The organism is Pseudomonas sp. B5(2017) (genome assembly GCF_002112825.1).
Taxonomy (GTDB): domain Bacteria; phylum Pseudomonadota; class Gammaproteobacteria; order Pseudomonadales; family Pseudomonadaceae; genus Aquipseudomonas; species Aquipseudomonas putida_Z.
In genome coordinates this window covers 175,413-190,669 of record NZ_NEIR01000013.1, presented here as the reverse complement: position 1 = coordinate 190,669, position 15,257 = coordinate 175,413, and the positions used below count along the sequence as shown (strand labels likewise).

18 protein-coding genes are annotated in these 15,257 nt (G+C 63.3%); 8 read left to right on the top strand and 10 right to left on the bottom strand.

The annotated features are described in order from the left end of the window. Position 1: 1 nt before the first annotated feature. The 5 genes from modB to CAG00_RS20365 form a co-directional block, all read right to left on the bottom strand. Positions 2-682, bottom strand: coding sequence for a molybdate ABC transporter permease subunit (gene modB, locus CAG00_RS20380; protein ID WP_025339672.1), 681 nt, complete (start codon positions 680-682; stop codon positions 2-4). Continuing rightward, entirely contained in the window at positions 682-1,440 is a 759-nt protein-coding gene (gene modA / locus CAG00_RS20375; protein WP_085665201.1) for a molybdate ABC transporter substrate-binding protein, read from the bottom strand. Before modA ends, modB begins: the two co-directional genes overlap by 1 nt. A gap of 182 nt (positions 1,441-1,622) precedes the next feature. Then, positions 1,623-2,711, bottom strand: coding sequence for a nitronate monooxygenase family protein (locus CAG00_RS20370; protein ID WP_085665200.1), 1,089 nt, complete (start codon positions 2,709-2,711; stop codon positions 1,623-1,625). Between the two features lie 43 nt (positions 2,712-2,754). Beyond that, positions 2,755-2,925: a hypothetical protein gene (locus tag CAG00_RS28865; protein WP_176240905.1), complete on the bottom strand. Its 171-nt coding sequence runs from the start codon at positions 2,923-2,925 to the stop codon at positions 2,755-2,757. A gap of 7 nt (positions 2,926-2,932) precedes the next feature. Beyond that, a complete protein-coding gene (locus tag CAG00_RS20365) occupies positions 2,933-3,235 on the bottom strand; it encodes a DUF1883 domain-containing protein (RefSeq protein WP_004375922.1) in 303 nt (100 codons plus the stop codon). A 160-nt stretch (positions 3,236-3,395) separates the two neighbouring features. Between CAG00_RS20365 and CAG00_RS20360 the strand changes: the two genes are divergently transcribed. The 8 genes from CAG00_RS20360 (at position 3,396) to CAG00_RS20325 (ending at position 11,016) form a co-directional block, all read left to right on the top strand. After that, on the top strand, positions 3,396-3,755 hold the full coding sequence (locus tag CAG00_RS20360; RefSeq protein WP_025339668.1) for a hypothetical protein: 360 nt from the start codon (positions 3,396-3,398) through the stop codon (positions 3,753-3,755). A gap of 77 nt (positions 3,756-3,832) precedes the next feature. After that, on the top strand, positions 3,833-4,483 hold the full coding sequence (locus CAG00_RS20355; protein WP_085665199.1) for a cytochrome c: 651 nt from the start codon (positions 3,833-3,835) through the stop codon (positions 4,481-4,483). Then, a complete protein-coding gene (locus tag CAG00_RS20350) occupies positions 4,480-5,394 on the top strand; it encodes a c-type cytochrome (RefSeq protein WP_046614978.1) in 915 nt (304 codons plus the stop codon). Before CAG00_RS20355 ends, CAG00_RS20350 begins: the two co-directional genes overlap by 4 nt. Positions 5,395-5,696: 302 nt before the next feature. Beyond that, positions 5,697-6,536 (top strand): UTP--glucose-1-phosphate uridylyltransferase GalU, encoded by an 840-nt coding sequence (gene galU, locus CAG00_RS20345; RefSeq protein ID WP_085590936.1) that lies wholly within the window; start codon positions 5,697-5,699, stop codon positions 6,534-6,536. 188 nt (positions 6,537-6,724) lie between these two features. Further along, entirely contained in the window at positions 6,725-8,080 is a 1,356-nt protein-coding gene (gene gorA, locus CAG00_RS20340) for a glutathione-disulfide reductase (RefSeq protein WP_085665198.1), read from the top strand. Between the two features lie 326 nt (positions 8,081-8,406). Beyond that, positions 8,407-8,970 (top strand): alkyl hydroperoxide reductase subunit C, encoded by a 564-nt coding sequence (ahpC, locus tag CAG00_RS20335; protein WP_004375926.1) that lies wholly within the window; start codon positions 8,407-8,409, stop codon positions 8,968-8,970. Between the two features lie 125 nt (positions 8,971-9,095). Next, a complete protein-coding gene (ahpF, locus tag CAG00_RS20330; protein ID WP_075045611.1) occupies positions 9,096-10,658 on the top strand; it encodes an alkyl hydroperoxide reductase subunit F in 1,563 nt (520 codons plus the stop codon). 169 nt (positions 10,659-10,827) lie between these two features. Beyond that, positions 10,828-11,016 carry a hypothetical protein gene (locus tag CAG00_RS20325; protein WP_013973178.1) on the top strand — a complete coding sequence of 63 codons (189 nt, stop codon included), beginning with the start codon at positions 10,828-10,830 and terminating at the stop codon, positions 11,014-11,016. A 4-nt stretch (positions 11,017-11,020) separates the two neighbouring features. Here the strand turns inward: CAG00_RS20325 and CAG00_RS20320 are convergent, their stop codons facing one another. From CAG00_RS20320 to lpxO, 5 genes are all read right to left on the bottom strand, one after another. After that, positions 11,021-11,668: a YceH family protein gene (locus tag CAG00_RS20320; protein ID WP_025339663.1), complete on the bottom strand. Its 648-nt coding sequence runs from the start codon at positions 11,666-11,668 to the stop codon at positions 11,021-11,023. Positions 11,669-11,835: 167 nt separating this feature from the next. Then, complete coding sequence (gene sstT, locus CAG00_RS20315) at positions 11,836-13,044, bottom strand: serine/threonine transporter SstT (RefSeq protein WP_075045610.1); 1,209 nt, start codon at positions 13,042-13,044, stop codon at positions 11,836-11,838. 78 nt (positions 13,045-13,122) lie between these two features. Continuing rightward, positions 13,123-13,692 carry a GNAT family N-acetyltransferase gene (locus CAG00_RS20310; protein WP_085665197.1) on the bottom strand — a complete coding sequence of 190 codons (570 nt, stop codon included), beginning with the start codon at positions 13,690-13,692 and terminating at the stop codon, positions 13,123-13,125. A 78-nt stretch (positions 13,693-13,770) separates the two neighbouring features. Then, entirely contained in the window at positions 13,771-14,115 is a 345-nt protein-coding gene (locus tag CAG00_RS20305) for a carboxymuconolactone decarboxylase family protein (RefSeq protein ID WP_013973174.1), read from the bottom strand. Positions 14,116-14,234: 119 nt separating this feature from the next. Further along, entirely contained in the window at positions 14,235-15,134 is a 900-nt protein-coding gene (gene lpxO / locus CAG00_RS20300) for a lipid A hydroxylase LpxO (protein ID WP_013973173.1), read from the bottom strand. Positions 15,135-15,257: the final 123 nt, after the last annotated feature.

Sequence of the window (15,257 nt, the reverse complement as noted above, 5' to 3'; positions counted from 1 at the left end):
ATCAGCTCCAGCCAGCCTTGCCGCGGCGCCCAGCGTACAGCAGGAGCAGCACCAGGAACGAGAACACCAGCATGGCACCTGCCAGCCAGTGTGCTTGCGAATAGGCCATGGCCTCGACATGGTCGAAGATCTGCACCGAGACCACGCGTGTCTTGTCGGGGATATTGCCGCCAATCATCAACACCACGCCGAACTCGCCCACGGTGTGGGCGAAACCGAGGATGCTGGCGGTGATGAAGCCCGGGCGGGCCAACGGCAGCACCACGTGGACGAAGGTGTCCCAGGGGCTGGCGCGCAGTGTGGCAGCCACTTCCAGAGGGCGCTGGCCAATGGCGCCGAAGGCGTTCTGCAGCGGCTGGACCACGAACGGCATGGAATAGATCACCGAACCGATCACCAGGCCGGTGAAACTGAACACCACGCTGCCCAGGCCGAGCGCCTGGGTCGCCTGGCCCAGCCAGCCATGCGGGCCGAGGGCGATCAGCAGGTAGAAGCCGATCACCGTGGGTGGCAGCACCAGCGGCAAGGCCACTACCGCGCCCACCGGCCCACGCAGCCACGAGCGCGTGCGCGCCAGCCACCAGGCGATGGGCGTGCCGACGATCAGCAGGATCAGGGTGGTCAGGCTGGCCAGTTTCACGGTCAGCCAGATGGCACCCAGGTCACTGGCGTCCAGTGGCATCAGATTTCATAACCGTAGGATTTGATCACTGCCGCGGCTTTCGGGCCTTTCAGGTAGTCGACCAGGGCCTTGGCGGCGGGGTTGTCCTTGCCTTTTTCGAGGATTACCGCGTCCTGGCGGATGGGCTCGTGCAGGGTCGAGGGAACGATCCAGGCCGAACCGCTTTCGACCTTGCCGTCCTTGTAGATTTGCGACAGGGCGACAAAGCCCAGCTCGGCGTTGCCGGTGGAGACGAACTGGAACGCCTGGGTGATGTTCTGGCCTTCGACCAGCTTGGGCTTGGTGGTTTCGGTCAGTTTCAGCTTGTCCAGCACCTGGGTGGCGGCCAGGCCGTAGGGAGCGGTTTTCGGGTTGGCGATGGACAGGTGCTTGAACTGGTTCTTCTTCAGCACTTCGCCGTTGGCGTCGACATAGCCAGGCGTGGCCGACCACAGGGCCAGGGTGCCGATGGCGTAGGTGAAGCGCGAGCCCGGGACAATGGCCTTTTCCTGCTCGAGCTTGGCCGGGGTGCTGTCGTCGGCAGCCAGGAATACCTCGAACGGCGCCCCGTTCTTGATTTGCGTGTAGAACTGGCCGGTGGCGCCATAGGCGGCGACCAGCTTGTGGCCGGTGTCTTTTTCGAAGTCCTTGGCAATGGCCTGGATGGGGGCTGTGAAGTTCGCTGCGACCGCGACCTGGACTTCATCGGCCCAGGCAGTGTTGAAGGCGAGCAGGCTGGCCAGGGCGGTGGCAGCCAGGTGGGACGGGCGGATACGCATGAAGACAGTTCCTTGGGGGTTATCGTTATAGCCTGAACTATATAGCGATAGGCCGTGGGCCGGGAAGGGGCAAGGTAATGCGTAAGCAGGCCAGGCCCTTTCGCGGGTAAACCCGCTCCCACAGGGGCCCCCCAATATTCGAATTGTGGGAGCGGGTTCACCCGCGAAGAGGCCAGACCTGCTTATGCAGACGCCTGGCGGCCGATCACGGCCAGCGCCTTTTCGGCAATCTCCCGGGTCAGCTCGCCCGCCGGCATATGCCTAGCCAGCCGCAGCGCCTGCCCCGACCACAGGTTGCTGAAATCGCTATTGCCCTGCGGATCCGTAATCGCCCGCAAAGGCATCAGCGCTCCGCCGGCCAGTGGGAAGCGTGGCGCAAGGTCGCTCATCGGCCCCAGCTCACGCATGATGCGGTTGTTGATGCCGCGCGCCGGTCGGCCGGTGAACAGGTTGGTCAGCGCCGTGTCGCTGGCGGGTGCACTGTCCAGGGCCTGGCGATGCGCCGGCGAGACCTTGGCCTCGGGGCAGAACAGGTACGCTGTTCCGATCTGCACTGCCGAAGCACCCAAGGCCAGTGCCGCCAACAGGCCGCGGTGGTCAGCAATGCCGCCGGCGGCAATCACCGGCACGCTGACCGCATCGGCCACCTGTGGCACCAGGGCGAAGGTGCCGATCTGGCTGGTGATATCGTCGCTGAGGAACATGCCGCGATGGCCGCCCGCTTCATAGCCCATGGCAATGATCGCATCACAGCCGTGGTGCTCCAGCCACACGGCTTCCTCTACGGTGGTGGCGCTGGACAGCACCTTGGCACCGCTGGCCTTTACCCGTTGCAGCAGGTCGGCCTGGGGCAGGCCGAAGTGGAAACTCACCACCTCCGGGCGCAGTTGCTCGACCAGCTGGCAGCTCTGTTCGTCGAAAGGCGCGCGGTTGGACACCGGCGTGGGCGCCGCGAAGTCTGCGCCCACTTCGCTGTAATAGGGCTCGAGCGCCTGCTTCCAGCGTGCATCGCGCTCGGCATCGGGCGCTGGCGGCTGGTGGCAGAAGAAGTTCAGGTTCAACGGGCGGCCCGGGCAGCCGGCGCGGAAGGCGGCGATCTCGGCGCGCACCTGGTCGCCCGTGAGCATGGCGCAGGGCAGGGCGCCCAAACCGCCCGCCAGGCCCACGGCAATGGCCATGCCCGAGCCCGTCGCACCGGCCATGGGGGCCTGCAGAATGGGCAACTCGATGCCCAGCAGGTCGAGGATGCGGCGGTCGGGCCAGTGGCTCATGCGGTTCTCCTTGCGCGGGCGAGCGGTACGGCGGGGCGGGTGTTTACAAGGCTTTGCTGACCTGGATGTCGCTGATCTTGTCGGCGTCTTCGCCGTGAATCTTGCGCAGGGCTTCCAGGGCTTGTTCGAGGGAGGCGTCGGGCATCAGTGCGAAGTCCCAGCGGCGCTGGCCGTCGAGCTTGTACTTGATGACGTACTTGGTGGTCTGGGTCATGGTGGCCTTATCTGAGTTTCGACGATGAACGACGGACGATCTTGATCTTGTGGGTCAAGGTTGGCTTGCGGGTGACCGAGATCGGGCGGGTTGTCACGGTATCGATGGTGATGTTCCAGAAACCGGTGCTGGGCACGGTGATCTTCGCCGGGAACTTGTCGAAATGGCCACCGTGGTAGGTGTGACGGCCGCCGTTCTTGAAGCTGCGGAAGTTGGCGTCGTTCATCAGGCGGATGTTGCAGCGCTGGGAGCACTCGATGACGACGATGTCGTCCTCGTTCAGGTGCTCGCGCTGGTGTACGAATTTCATGTGATGCTCCGCAAGGATTGGTTCTGCAAAGGCGAAAGATACCACGATGTCGGGTTACACTGCCGCGCTGTTCCGCCAGGCGTAGATAAATCTGCCAAAGCAGGGAGCAAAACAGCCTGGCTGTGGTCGAAGCGGATTCTTGAAGGCAGAGGTGCTGCAAATGAAGTGGATGGTGGCGGCGTTGGCGGTGACGCTGGGTGGCTGTGTGAGTGTTACGGAACTGGAACAGTCGCGTGAAACGCTGGATGTGATCTCCGGCAAGTCCCCGCGCGCGTATGCCGATTGCGTCAAGCAGAAGCTGGCCGATACCCGCGACCCGCTGGTGGAAGAGCAGCGCGGCGATGGCCTGCGGCTGATCGTGCCGCAGAAGATCAGCTCGGGCGTAGGCCCGGCGGCGCTGGTGGATATCGACAAGCGTGGCAGCGGCAGCAGCATCAAGCTGCACGAGCGGCTGAACAACTTCCCGCTGCGCCTGGGCGACGTGCGCACCGCAGCCACCCAATGCATCTCCGGTAGTTGATCCAGGGCAACTGATCACGCTCCTTTTGCTTATATGTTTTAGGCCTAAGCATATAACAATAGAAAAGGAGATTCGTGATGACACCGTTGAGTCGCGTCGTGATCGGCAGCCTGCTGATCCTGGCCTGGCCCGCGGCGCATGCCGCCGATGGCCAGAAAGTCTTCACCCAGGGCGGGGCCAACCCCGCCGCCATGGCTTGCCTGGGTTGCCATGGCCCGGACGGCAAGGGCATTGCCGCTGCCGGCTTCCCACGCCTGGCCGGGCTGCCGGCCGCTTACCTCAGCAAGCAATTGCATGATTGGCGCAACGGCAGCCGCAAGCAGCCGGTGATGGAGCCGCTTGCCAAGGCCCTGAGCGAGGATGAGATCAAGGCTGTCAGCACCTATCTGGCCAGCCTGCCGGCAGACCCTGCAGGCGACCTGCGTCGCCAGCAGATTGCCGATGATCCCACCACCCGCATGGCCCTGTACGGTGACTGGAGCCGGCAGATTCCTGGTTGCGTGCAATGCCATGGCCCGGGCGGTGGCGGGGTTGGCGAACACTTTCCGCCCTTGGCCGGCCAGCCCGCCAGTTACCTGGTGGCGCAGCTCAATGCCTGGCGGGACGGCACCCGCAGCAATGACCCCAACCAGCTGATGGTCGGTGTGGCCAAGGCCATGACCGATGACGAGATCAAGGCCGTTGCCGAGTTCTTCGCCCGCCCCGCCAGCCAGGAGGTCAAGCCATGAAACCGATGATTCCAGCCCTGCTGCTGCTGGCCATGGGCAGCGCCCAGGCCGCCCAGATCGCCATGGAAGACCAGTCGCAGTTGAAAGTGCCTGGCGTGCAGGCCGCGCCGCAGTTCGTGCCGCCAGCGGAAAGCGAGTTGCCTGACAATGCCTTTGGCAAGATGGTGCGCGAGGGGCATGCTTTGTTCGTCGACACCCGCAGGTTGATGCCTGAGGCCGTGGGCAATGGCATGAACTGCAGCAACTGCCACCTTGACCAGGGGCGGCTGGCGCATTCCGCGCCGATGTGGGGGGCGTACCCGATGTACCCCGCGTACCGCAAGAAAAACGACAAGGTCAACACCTACGCCGAGCGTATCCAGGGCTGTTTCCAGTTCAGCATGAACGGCAAGCCGCCTGCGGCCGACAGCCCGCAGATGACGGCGCTGGCGGTGTATTCGTACTGGCTGTCGACCAAGGCGCCGACTGGCGTGGAGATTGCCGGGCGAGGTTACCCGGAGGTGCCGCAACCCAAGGGCGGGTACGACTTCAAGCGCGGCCAGCAGGTTTATCGCGAGCAGTGTGCGATCTGCCACGGCGACAACGGCGAGGGGCAGAAGGTGGCGGGCGAGTATGTGATGCCGCCGCTGTGGGGCAAGGACTCCTACAACTGGGGCGCCGGCATGCACCGCATCAACACCGCGGCGTCGTTCATCAAGTACAACATGCCGCTGGGCAAGCCGGGCAGCCTGAGTGACCAGCAGGCCTGGGATGTGGCGGCCTGGGTCAACCGCCATGAACGGCCGCAGGACCCGCGGCTGGTGGAAGGCTCCATCGAGAAGACGCGGGTGAAGTTCCATGCCAATGACGGGGTGAACCTGTATGGGCAGAAGGTCGATGGGGTGTTGATCGGGCAGGGCACGGGTAGCTGATGTATTGCCTGTGCCGGCCTCTTCGCGGGTAAACCCGCTCCCACAGGTACTGCACAGCATTCAGAGCCTGTGGTGATCCTTGTGGGAGCGGGTTTACCCGCGAAGAGGCCAGTACAGGCAACCCCGATTTCCTGTCATCCAACGGTCATGGATGACAGCAATATTTACGATCCCCCGGAACTATCTACACTGGGTTATCTCTATCTTCCCATCGATCGGCCACAGGTAGGGCATTGTAAGGTGACTGCCGCCTGATTAGACTGCGCCGAATTCCACAGGCCTAGCCTTTTGTAAGGACGTATATGATCAAAAAATGCTTGTTCCCGGCAGCCGGTTACGGCACCCGCTTCCTGCCCGCTACCAAAGCCATGCCCAAGGAAATGCTGCCGGTGGTCAACAAGCCACTGATCCAGTATGGCGTTGAAGAGGCACTGGATGCCGGTCTGAGCGAGATCTCCATCGTCACCGGGCGCGGCAAGCGTGCTCTGGAAGACCACTTCGACATCAGCTACGAGCTGGAAAACCAGATCAAGGGCACCGACAAGGAAAAATACCTGGTTGGTATCCGTCGCCTGCTCGACGAGTGCTCGTTCTCCTACACCCGCCAGACCGAAATGAAAGGCCTGGGCCATGCCATCCTGACCGGCCGCCCGCTGATCGGCGACGAGCCGTTCGCCGTGGTGCTGGCGGACGACCTGTGCGTGAACCCGGAAGGTGACGGCGTACTGACCCAGATGGTCAAGCTGTACAACCAGTTCCGTTGCTCGATCGTCGCCATTCAGGAAGTCGATCCGCAGGAAACCAACAAGTACGGCGTGATCGCCGGCGACATGATCCGTGACGACATTTTCCGCGTCACCAACATGGTCGAGAAGCCAAAGCCGGAAGATGCCCCGTCGAACCTGGCGATCATCGGTCGCTACATCCTGACCCCGGACATCTTCGACATCATCGCCAACACCGAGCCGGGCAAAGGTGGCGAGATCCAGATCACCGACGCCCTGATGCAACAGGCGCAGAACGGCTGCGTGATCGCCTACAAGTTCAAAGGCAAGCGTTTCGACTGCGGTGGCGCCGAGGGCTACATCGACGCGACCAACTTCTGCTTCGAGAACTACTACAAGACTGGCAAGGCTTACTGATAAGCCGCTACTTGTATCAAAGCTGATAACTGGGGCTGCTTTGCAGCCCTTCGCGGGCGCGCCCGCTCCTACAGGTATTGTGCAGGCCTTCAAGGTTGCGCCGGTACTGTGGGAGCGGGCGGGCCTGCGAAGGGTCGCAAAGCGGCCCCAGTGCGTTATGCTGGGCGCCTGCCTAGGGGAGTGAATACATGGCCTACGATTTTGATCTGTTCGTGATTGGTGCCGGGTCCGGCGGGGTGCGCGCGGCGCGGTTTACCGCCGGCTTTGGCGCAAAGGTGGCAGTGGCCGAGAGCCGCTACCTGGGCGGTACCTGCGTCAACGTGGGTTGCGTGCCGAAAAAACTGCTGGTGTACGGCGCACACGTCGCCGACGAACTGGAGCAGGCCGCAGGCTTCGGCTGGACCCTGGAAGAAGGGCATTTCGACTGGGGCACCCTGATTGCCAACAAGAACCGGGAAATCGAGCGCCTCAACGGCATCTACCGCAACCTGCTGGTCAACAGCGGGGTCACCCTGCTGCAGGGGCATGCGCGCCTGACCGGTGCCAACGAAGTGGAGGTGGACGGCCAGCGCTACACCGCCGAGCACATCCTCATCGCCACCGGTGGCTGGCCACAGGTGCCGGACATTCCGGGCAAGGAACTGGCCATCACCTCCAACGAAGCCTTCTACCTCAAGGACCTGCCACGCCGGGTGCTGGTGGTGGGCGGTGGCTACATCGCCGTCGAGTTCGCCGGCATCTTCCAGGGCCTGGGGGCGGCTACCACGCTGCTGTACCGTGGCGACCTGTTCCTGCGTGGTTTCGACGGTTCGGTGCGCACGCACCTGAAGGAAGAACTGGAAAAGCGCGGCCTCGACCTGCAGTTCAACGCCGACATCCAGCGCATCGACAAGCTCGAGGACGGCAGCCTCAAGGCCACCCTCAAGGATGGCCGCGAATTGGTCACCGATTGCGTGTTCTATGCCACCGGCCGGCGCCCGATGCTGGACAACCTGGGCCTGGAAAACACCGGTGTCGAGCTGGATGCACGCGGTTACATTCGGGTTGACCAGCAGTACCAGACCACCGCGCCGTCGATCCTGGCCATTGGCGACGTGATTGGCCGCGTGCAATTGACTCCAGTGGCTCTGGCCGAGGGCATGGCCGTGGCCCGGCGCCTGTTCAAGCCCGAGCAATACCGCCCTGTGGACTACCAGAACATACCCACCGCGGTATTCAGCCAGCCGCCCATCGGCACCGTGGGCCTGACCGAGGAGCAGGCGCTGGAGGCCGGGCACAAGGTGCAGGTATTCGAGAGCCGCTTCCGTGCGATGAAACTGACCCTGACCGACATCCAGGAAAAGACCCTGATGAAGCTGGTGGTCGATGCCGAGACCGACAAGGTGCTGGGCTGCCACATGGTTGGCCCCGACGCCGGCGAGATCATCCAGGGCCTGGGCGTTGCCCTGAAGGCCGGTGCGACCAAGCAGCAGTTCGACGAAACCATTGGCGTGCACCCGACCGCGGCCGAAGAGTTCGTGACCATGCGCACAGCGACACGCTGATCCCAACGCAACGCATACCGTTGTAGGAGCGGCCTTGTGTCGCGATGGGCTGCGAAGCAGCCCCAGTATTTCTGCAATCGTGAGATACACAGGGGCTGCTTCGCAGCCCATCGCGACGCAAGGCCGCTCCTACAGGAGTGATCCGACCATGGAGTCAGGAGGTACGACCCCGCAATCCTTTGCTCAGCCCATTCCCTTCTATTAATTATCCTCGGTTATAGCCAAAACCAATCACAAGCATGAGCTTTGCCAATGAGCCTTTGTCGGGACCAGCGGTTAGGATTCTCTCCATCAACTGATTCCAACCCCATGAAGGAGCGTCTCTCATGCCAATCATCAACAGCCAGGTCAAACCGTTCAACGCCACCGCCTACCACAAGGGCGAGTTCGTCCAGGTCAGCGAAGCCGACCTGAAAGGCAAGTGGTCTGTCGTGTTCTTCTACCCGGCCGACTTCACCTTCGTCTGCCCGACCGAGCTGGGTGACCTTGCTGACAACTACGCCGAGTTCCAGAAGCTGGGCGTGGAAATCTACGGCGTGTCCACCGACACCCACTTCACCCACAAAGCCTGGCACGACACTTCGGACACCATCGGCAAGATCCAGTACCCGCTGATCGGTGACCCGACCCACGTCATCTCGCGCAACTTCGACGTGCTGATCGAAGAAGCCGGCCTGGCCGATCGCGGTACCTTCGTGATCAACCCGGAAGGCCAGATCAAGATCGTCGAACTGAACGACGGTGGTGTAGGCCGCGATGCTGCCGAACTGCTGCGCAAGGTTAAGGCTGCCCAGTACGTTGCCGCTCACCCAGGCGAAGTTTGCCCGGCCAAGTGGAAAGAAGGCGAAGCCACCCTGGCTCCATCGCTGGACCTGGTCGGCAAGATCTAAGCCGATGCGCATATCGCGGGCGGTAGCCAGCCGCCAAAGCTGAAGTACCTACCGCCCCGTAAAAGCGCCCGGGCGACCTCGCCTGGGCGTTTTTGTATCCGAGTTTTGTAAAAGGAATCGCCCGTATGTTGGACGCCACGCTTAAATCGCAACTGAAAACCTACCTGGAGCGGGTCACCCAGCCGATCGAGATCGTTGCCTCCCTCGACGACGGCGCGAAATCCCGCGAATTGCACGACCTGCTGGTGGAAATTGCCAGCCTGTCGAACCTTATTACTTTCAGCGCGGACGGCAGCGATGCTCGTCGTCCATCGTTCTCGCTGAACCGCCCGGGAGCCGACATAAGCCTGCGCTTCGCCGGCATCCCCATGGGCCACGAATTCACCTCGCTGGTGCTGGCACTGCTGCAAGTCGGTGGGCACCCGTCCAAGGCCAGTGCCGAAGTGATCGAACAGATCCAGGCGCTGGAAGGCGAATTCACCTTCGAAACCTACTTCTCGCTGTCGTGCCAGAACTGCCCGGACGTGGTCCAGGCGCTGAACCTGATGGCGGTGCTCAACCCCAACGTGCGCCACGTGGCCATCGACGGCGCGCTGTTCCAGGCGGAAGTGGAATCGCGCAAGATCATGGCGGTGCCGAGCATCTACCTGAACGGCGAAGTGTTCGGCCAGGGCCGCATGGGCCTGGAAGAAATCCTCGGCAAGATCGACACCAACGCAGCCGGCCGCCAGGCCGAGAAGATCAACGCCAAGGACGCCTTCGACGTGCTGGTGGTCGGTGGTGGCCCAGCCGGCGCTTCGGCAGCCATCTATGCCGCGCGTAAAGGCATCCGCACCGGTATCGCGGCCGAGCGTTTCGGCGGCCAGGTGCTCGATACCCTGGCCATCGAGAACTTCATCTCGGTACAGGAAACCGAAGGGCCGAAGCTGGCCACGGCGCTGGAAGAACACGTCAAGCAGTACGACGTGGACATCATGAACCTGCAGCGCGGTGAAGCGCTGATCCCGGCCACCGATGGCGGCCTGCACGAAGTACGCCTGGCTGGCGGCGCCTCGCTCAAGGCCAAGACCGTGATCCTGGCCACCGGTGCCCGCTGGCGTGAAATGAATGTGCCGGGCGAGCAGGAATACCGCGCCCGTGGCGTGGCCTACTGCCCGCACTGCGACGGCCCGCTGTTCAAGGGCAAGCGCGTGGCGGTGATCGGTGGTGGCAACTCGGGTGTGGAAGCGGCCATCGACCTGGCGGGTATCGTCGCCCAGGTAACGTTGATCGAGTTCGACAGCCAGCTGCGTGCCGATGCGGTACTGCAGCGCAAGTTGCACAGCCTGCCGAACGTGAAGGTGATCACCAGTGCGCTGACCACCGAAGTGCTGGGCAATGGCGAAAAGGTGACCGGCCTGCGCTACAAGGACCGCACCACCGACCAGCAGCATGAAGTGGCGCTGGAAGGCATCTTCGTGCAGATCGGCCTGCTGCCGAACACCGACTGGCTGAAAGGCACCGTCGAGCTGTCGCCGCGTGGCGAGATCATCGTCGATGCCAAGGGCCAGACCAGCATCCCGGGTGTATTTGCGGCGGGTGACGTGACGACTGTGCCGTACAAGCAGATCGTGATTGCGGTGGGTGAGGGGGCCAAGGCATCGCTGGCGGCCTTTGACCACCTGATCCGCACTTCGGCACCGGCGTAAGCCTGTACCGGCCTCTTCGCGGCTAAAGCCGCTCCCACAGGTACTGCGCAGATTTTGCAAACTGTGCAGATCCCTGTAGGAGCGGCTTTAGCCGCGAAAGGGCCGGTACAAGCAAAGCAATAACCGAGGATGTCTATGATTACTGCAGACACCCTCAGGAATCACACCCATGACCCTGATCAGCCGCGAACCCTGGTGGCTAGTCCCCCCAAAACCCGGGCAGCAAGAGCAGGACCTGCACTGGGGCTATCTGGAAATCTACGCCGACGGCCGCACCGTGTTCGTCGACCAGCGCCCCAGTGACCGGGAGCTGGCCGAGCGCAAGAGCTGCCGCAACTTCCCCGACCCCGAGCCGTGACGGCTCAGCCTTCCAGTTCGGCCAGGCGTGCCTCCAGCGCCGCGATGCGCGCTTCGAGGGCTTCGATGCGCTCTTCCGACACATTGCCACCGCTGCTGCGTGCCCCGCCTTCCTGCTGCCGTGCGGCCAGGATCGCCTCGATTTCCGCCGGGTCGCCCAAGGCATGGGTGTAACGGTCTTCGCGCTGGCCGGCCTGGCGTGGCAGGTGCAAGGCCAGGCCGCGCGAGATCAGGCGCTCCAGCTGGTGCTGGATCTGCTCGGTGTCGTCGAAGTCGTGCAGGCGGTTGCTGCGGGTCAGCAGTTCGTTGAGGGTTTGCGGCCCGCGCAGGAACATCAGGCCCATCAGCACCAGTTGCGCCGGCACCAGCTCCAGCGCCTTGTCCACCCGTTGTTCCCAGCGGTCGGCGCGGCTGCCCATCTGCAGGCGGGTCATGTCTTGCCCCTCGAGGGCGCGCAGGGCCTGGCCTACCTGGCCTTGGGTGAGGTTCATCACCGGCTCGCGACTGGTTTTCTGGTTGCAGGCCAGGACCAGGGCGTTGAGGGTCAGCGGGTAGCTTTCCGGGCTGGTGGCCTGCTTTTCGATCAGCGAGCCGAGAATACGGATCTCGATGCTGTTGAAGCGGCCTTCGCCGGCGGTTTCGTGTTCTGACATGGCCCTGTCTCATTGCTGGGGAAAGGCCACTAGGGTAGGTAATGCCATCGTGTTAGGCAATTGGCACCTGTGGGAGCGGGTTCACCCGCGAACACCGGCGCAGCCGGTGCCATGCACCGCGTCGTCTGATTCGCGGGTGAACCCGCTCCCACAGGGCCCCGGCAAACTCAGGCTTTACGCTCTTCAGCCTGGCACGCCGCCGCGGTAAACAGCACATCGGTCGAAGAATTCAGCGCCGTCTCGGCCGAATCCTGTAGCACGCCGATGATGAAGCCAACCGCCACCACCTGCATGGCAATTTCGCTAGGGATGCCAAACAGGCTGCACGCCAGCGGAATCAGCAGCAGCGAGCCACCGGCCACACCCGAGGCGCCGCAGGCACAGACCGCCGCCACCACGCTGAGCAGCACGGCGGTCGGCAGGTCCACCGGAATACCCAGGGTATGTACAGCCGCGAGCGTCAGCACGGTAATGGTGATGGCGGCACCGGCCATGTTGATGGTCGCACCCAGCGGGATCGATACCGAGTAGGTGTCTTCATGCAGGCCAAGGCGCTCCGACAGGGCCAGGTTGACCGGGATGTTGGCCGCCGAGCTACGGGTGAAGAACGCGGTGATACCGCTTTCGCGCAGGCACAGCAGGGTCAGCGGGTAGGGGTTGCGGCGGATTTTCCAATACACGATCAGCGGGTTCATCACCAGCGCCACGAACAGCATGCAGCCGATCAGCACCGCCAGCAGGTGCAGGTAGCCGAGCAGGGCGTTCAGGCCCGACTGGGCCAGGGTGGCGCTGACCAGGCCGAAGATGCCCAGCGGGGCGAAGCGGATGACCACGCGCACGATCAGGGTCACGCCATTGGACAAGTCCTCGACCACGGTGCGGGTGGTTTCGCCGGCATGGCGCAGGGCCACGCCCAGGCCGATGGCCCAGGTCAGCACACCGATGAAGTTGGCGTTGAGCAGGGCGTTGATCGGGTTGTCCACCGCGCTCAGCAGCAGGTTCTGCAGCACCTCGGTGATGCCGCCCGGCGCGCTCAGCGTAGCGTCGCCGGTGCTCAGCACCAGGTTCGACGGGAACAGCATGCTGGCGACCACCGCGACTACCGCGGCGCCGAAGGTACCCAGCAGGTACAGCCAGAGGATCGGGCGGATGTGGGTTTCCTGGCCGTGGCGGTGGTTGGCGATCGAGGCCATGACCAGGATGAACACCAGCACGGGTGCCACCGCCTTGAGGGCGCTGACGAACACCTTCCCGAGGAAGGCCATGTCGCGGGCGATGGCGGGCGCGAGCAGGGCCAGGGCGATGCCGGCGATCAGGCCGATGACGATCTGCGTCACCAGGCTGGTGCGGTTGAGGAAGCGGAGGACGGGGGTCATGTGCAGCGATATCCCAGCATGTTCAAAAAGGGCGCGACTTTACCATAGACCTTCGTCGAGCAGGGCGGCCTGAAGAAGTCAGCGCCCGCGCCGCCGCGACACCCGCGCCTCGATGTTCTTGCGCCCGATCAGCAGCGGCGGCTTTTCCACTACCGGCTCGTCCGCCAGCCACTTGTACATCACCAGGCAGTCCACCAGCCCCAGGCGGGCATGGCGGTAGGCCTTGGGCAGGCGGCCAACGGTTTCGAAGCCCAACTTGTGCCACAGCGCCACTGCCACCTCATTGGTGGCCACCACCGAGTTGAACTGCAGGGCCAGAAAACCTTCCTGGCGCGCCTGTTTCTGTGAGTGCTCGCACATCAAGCGCGCGACGCCGCGGCCGCGTGCCGCTTCACAGACCATGTAGCCGCAATTGCCCACGTGCCCACCAGGCCCGGCGGCATTGGCCTTGAGGTAATACGAACCCAGCATCGCGCCGTCTTCCTCGGCCACGAATGTGCGCACGGGCAGTTCCAGCCACAGCTGGCGGGCCTGATCGAAGCTGAGGGCCGGGTCGAATGCGTAGGTTTCACGGGCCTGTACGACGGCCTGGAAGGTGGACCAGAAGTGTTCGAAGTCTTCCGGTGTCATGGGGCGGATGTGGATCATGCGGGTTCCTGCAAGGGCTGGGCCGCCAAGTCTGGGTGGCGCGGCGCCGTCGCGCAAGGGCGGCGACGCCAATTGCGCTCAGCCGTTGGCCTTGCCCACCGCATCCATGGCACGTGCCGAGTAGACCAGCGCGGCACCGGCGTTCATCGCCACGGCCACGCCAAGGGCCTCGGCGATTTCCTCGCGGCTGGCGCCGTGCTTGACGGCCTGCTGCGAATGCACCGCGATGCATCCATCGCAGCGTGTGGTCACGGCCACGGCGAGGGAGATCAGCTCGCGGGTCTTGGCGTCCAGGTGGTTGGTCTTGGCCCCTGCGCCGCTGGCAGTCATGTAGCCGGCCACGGTGTCAGGGGAAAGCTGCTTGAGATCGCCGATGCCGGCCATCAACTGCTTACGGTAGGCGTCCCAGTCCATCATGCTCATCGTCTTCACCTTGGGGAGGTTGCGAGTGGAGCTTTCAGGCTAGTCGAAGAGTGGAAAGTGTGAGGCTTGTACTTTGGTTGGTTGCGCGCAGGCCTTTTGGCTGCGCGCAACCACACCGATCAGATGTAGATGAACACCAGCACCAACGCCGCGACGAATGCCCACTTCTCCAGGTAGTAGCGCGTGCGGTTGCGCTTCTTCATTGCCTTGCCACGTTCGCGGATCTTGTAGATGCGGGTGAACAGCCGGTTGATGCCACCGGTCTTGTCGCCGGCATCATTGGGTGCGGCGGCAGCGGCCATGACGTTGCGGCTGAACCAGCGGTTGAACGCGGTCGCCCAGCGGTACTTGAGCGGGCGTTCCACGTCGCAGAACAGGATGATGCGGTTGTGCTCGGTGGTATTGGCCGCGTAGTGGATGTAGGTCTCGTCGAAGACCACGCCCTCGCCATCGCGCCAGGAATACTTCTCACCGTCCACGTCGATGTAGCAACCGTCGTCGTTCGGCGTGTCCAGGCCCAGGTGGTAGCGGTACGAACCGGCATACGGGTCACGGTGGCGCACCAGCTTGGCGCCCGGCGGCAGGGTGGCGAACATGGCGGCCTTGACCGTGCCGATACCTTTGAGCAACTCGGTGGTGCGTGGGCACAGGGTCATCGCCGACGGGTGGCTTTCGCCGTACCACTTCAGGTAGAAGCGCTTCCAGCCGGTCTTGAAGAATGAGTTGAAACCGACATCATCGTAATTGTCGGACTTCTTGATTTCGCCCACATGCAGCAGTTGTTGGGCTTCCTCGCGGATCTCCTGCCAGTGGTCCTGCAGCGTCTGCAGTTCAGGAAAGGCCTCTACTGGCAGGTAAGGCTTGGCCGGGTGCCTGGAAAACAGGTACAGGAAGCTGTTGACCGGGGCCAGGAAACTGGAGTGGTCGCCCAGCTGACGGGTCAGCTTGTGGCGAACGCGACCGCGCAGGTGAACATAGGCGATCGAGAGGACGAAGATGAGGACTAAGGCGATTTTCATGGGCGGATACGTCAAGTAATGGCCATGCGTGATGGCTAAGCCCGCCAGCATAAACAATCGAGCCGATGCTTTGTAGGAGAATGTTACGCAGCGATGGCAGACCTTGGTACAAGCGTCACCGCT

Bases quoted from the DNA above. Each gene is read 5' to 3' on its own strand.
- CAG00_RS20325 (WP_013973178.1), top strand. From the start codon at position 10,828: ATGACCCTGATCAGCCGCGAACCCTGGTGGCTAGTCCCCCCAAAACCC.
- CAG00_RS20305 (WP_013973174.1), bottom strand. From the start codon at position 14,115: ATGAGCATGATGGACTGGGACGCCTACCGTAAGCAGTTGATGGCCGGC.
- CAG00_RS20355 (WP_085665199.1), top strand. From the start codon at position 3,833: ATGACACCGTTGAGTCGCGTCGTGATCGGCAGCCTGCTGATCCTGGCC.
- CAG00_RS20370 (WP_085665200.1), bottom strand. From the start codon at position 2,711: ATGAGCCACTGGCCCGACCGCCGCATCCTCGACCTGCTGGGCATCGAG.
- modB (WP_025339672.1), bottom strand. From the start codon at position 682: ATGCCACTGGACGCCAGTGACCTGGGTGCCATCTGGCTGACCGTGAAA.
- CAG00_RS20365 (WP_004375922.1), bottom strand. From the start codon at position 3,235: ATGAAATTCGTACACCAGCGCGAGCACCTGAACGAGGACGACATCGTC.
- CAG00_RS20310 (WP_085665197.1), bottom strand. From the start codon at position 13,692: ATGATCCACATCCGCCCCATGACACCGGAAGACTTCGAACACTTCTGG.
- CAG00_RS20320 (WP_025339663.1), bottom strand. From the start codon at position 11,668: ATGTCAGAACACGAAACCGCCGGCGAAGGCCGCTTCAACAGCATCGAG.
- CAG00_RS28865 (WP_176240905.1), bottom strand. From the start codon at position 2,925: ATGACCCAGACCACCAAGTACGTCATCAAGTACAAGCTCGACGGCCAG.
- modA (WP_085665201.1), bottom strand. From the start codon at position 1,440: ATGCGTATCCGCCCGTCCCACCTGGCTGCCACCGCCCTGGCCAGCCTG.
- CAG00_RS20350 (WP_046614978.1), top strand. From the start codon at position 4,480: ATGAAACCGATGATTCCAGCCCTGCTGCTGCTGGCCATGGGCAGCGCC.
- galU (WP_085590936.1), top strand. From the start codon at position 5,697: ATGATCAAAAAATGCTTGTTCCCGGCAGCCGGTTACGGCACCCGCTTC.
- ahpF (WP_075045611.1), top strand. From the start codon at position 9,096: ATGTTGGACGCCACGCTTAAATCGCAACTGAAAACCTACCTGGAGCGG.
- sstT (WP_075045610.1), bottom strand. From the start codon at position 13,044: ATGACCCCCGTCCTCCGCTTCCTCAACCGCACCAGCCTGGTGACGCAG.
- ahpC (WP_004375926.1), top strand. From the start codon at position 8,407: ATGCCAATCATCAACAGCCAGGTCAAACCGTTCAACGCCACCGCCTAC.
- lpxO (WP_013973173.1), bottom strand. From the start codon at position 15,134: ATGAAAATCGCCTTAGTCCTCATCTTCGTCCTCTCGATCGCCTATGTT.
- gorA (WP_085665198.1), top strand. From the start codon at position 6,725: ATGGCCTACGATTTTGATCTGTTCGTGATTGGTGCCGGGTCCGGCGGG.
- CAG00_RS20360 (WP_025339668.1), top strand. From the start codon at position 3,396: ATGAAGTGGATGGTGGCGGCGTTGGCGGTGACGCTGGGTGGCTGTGTG.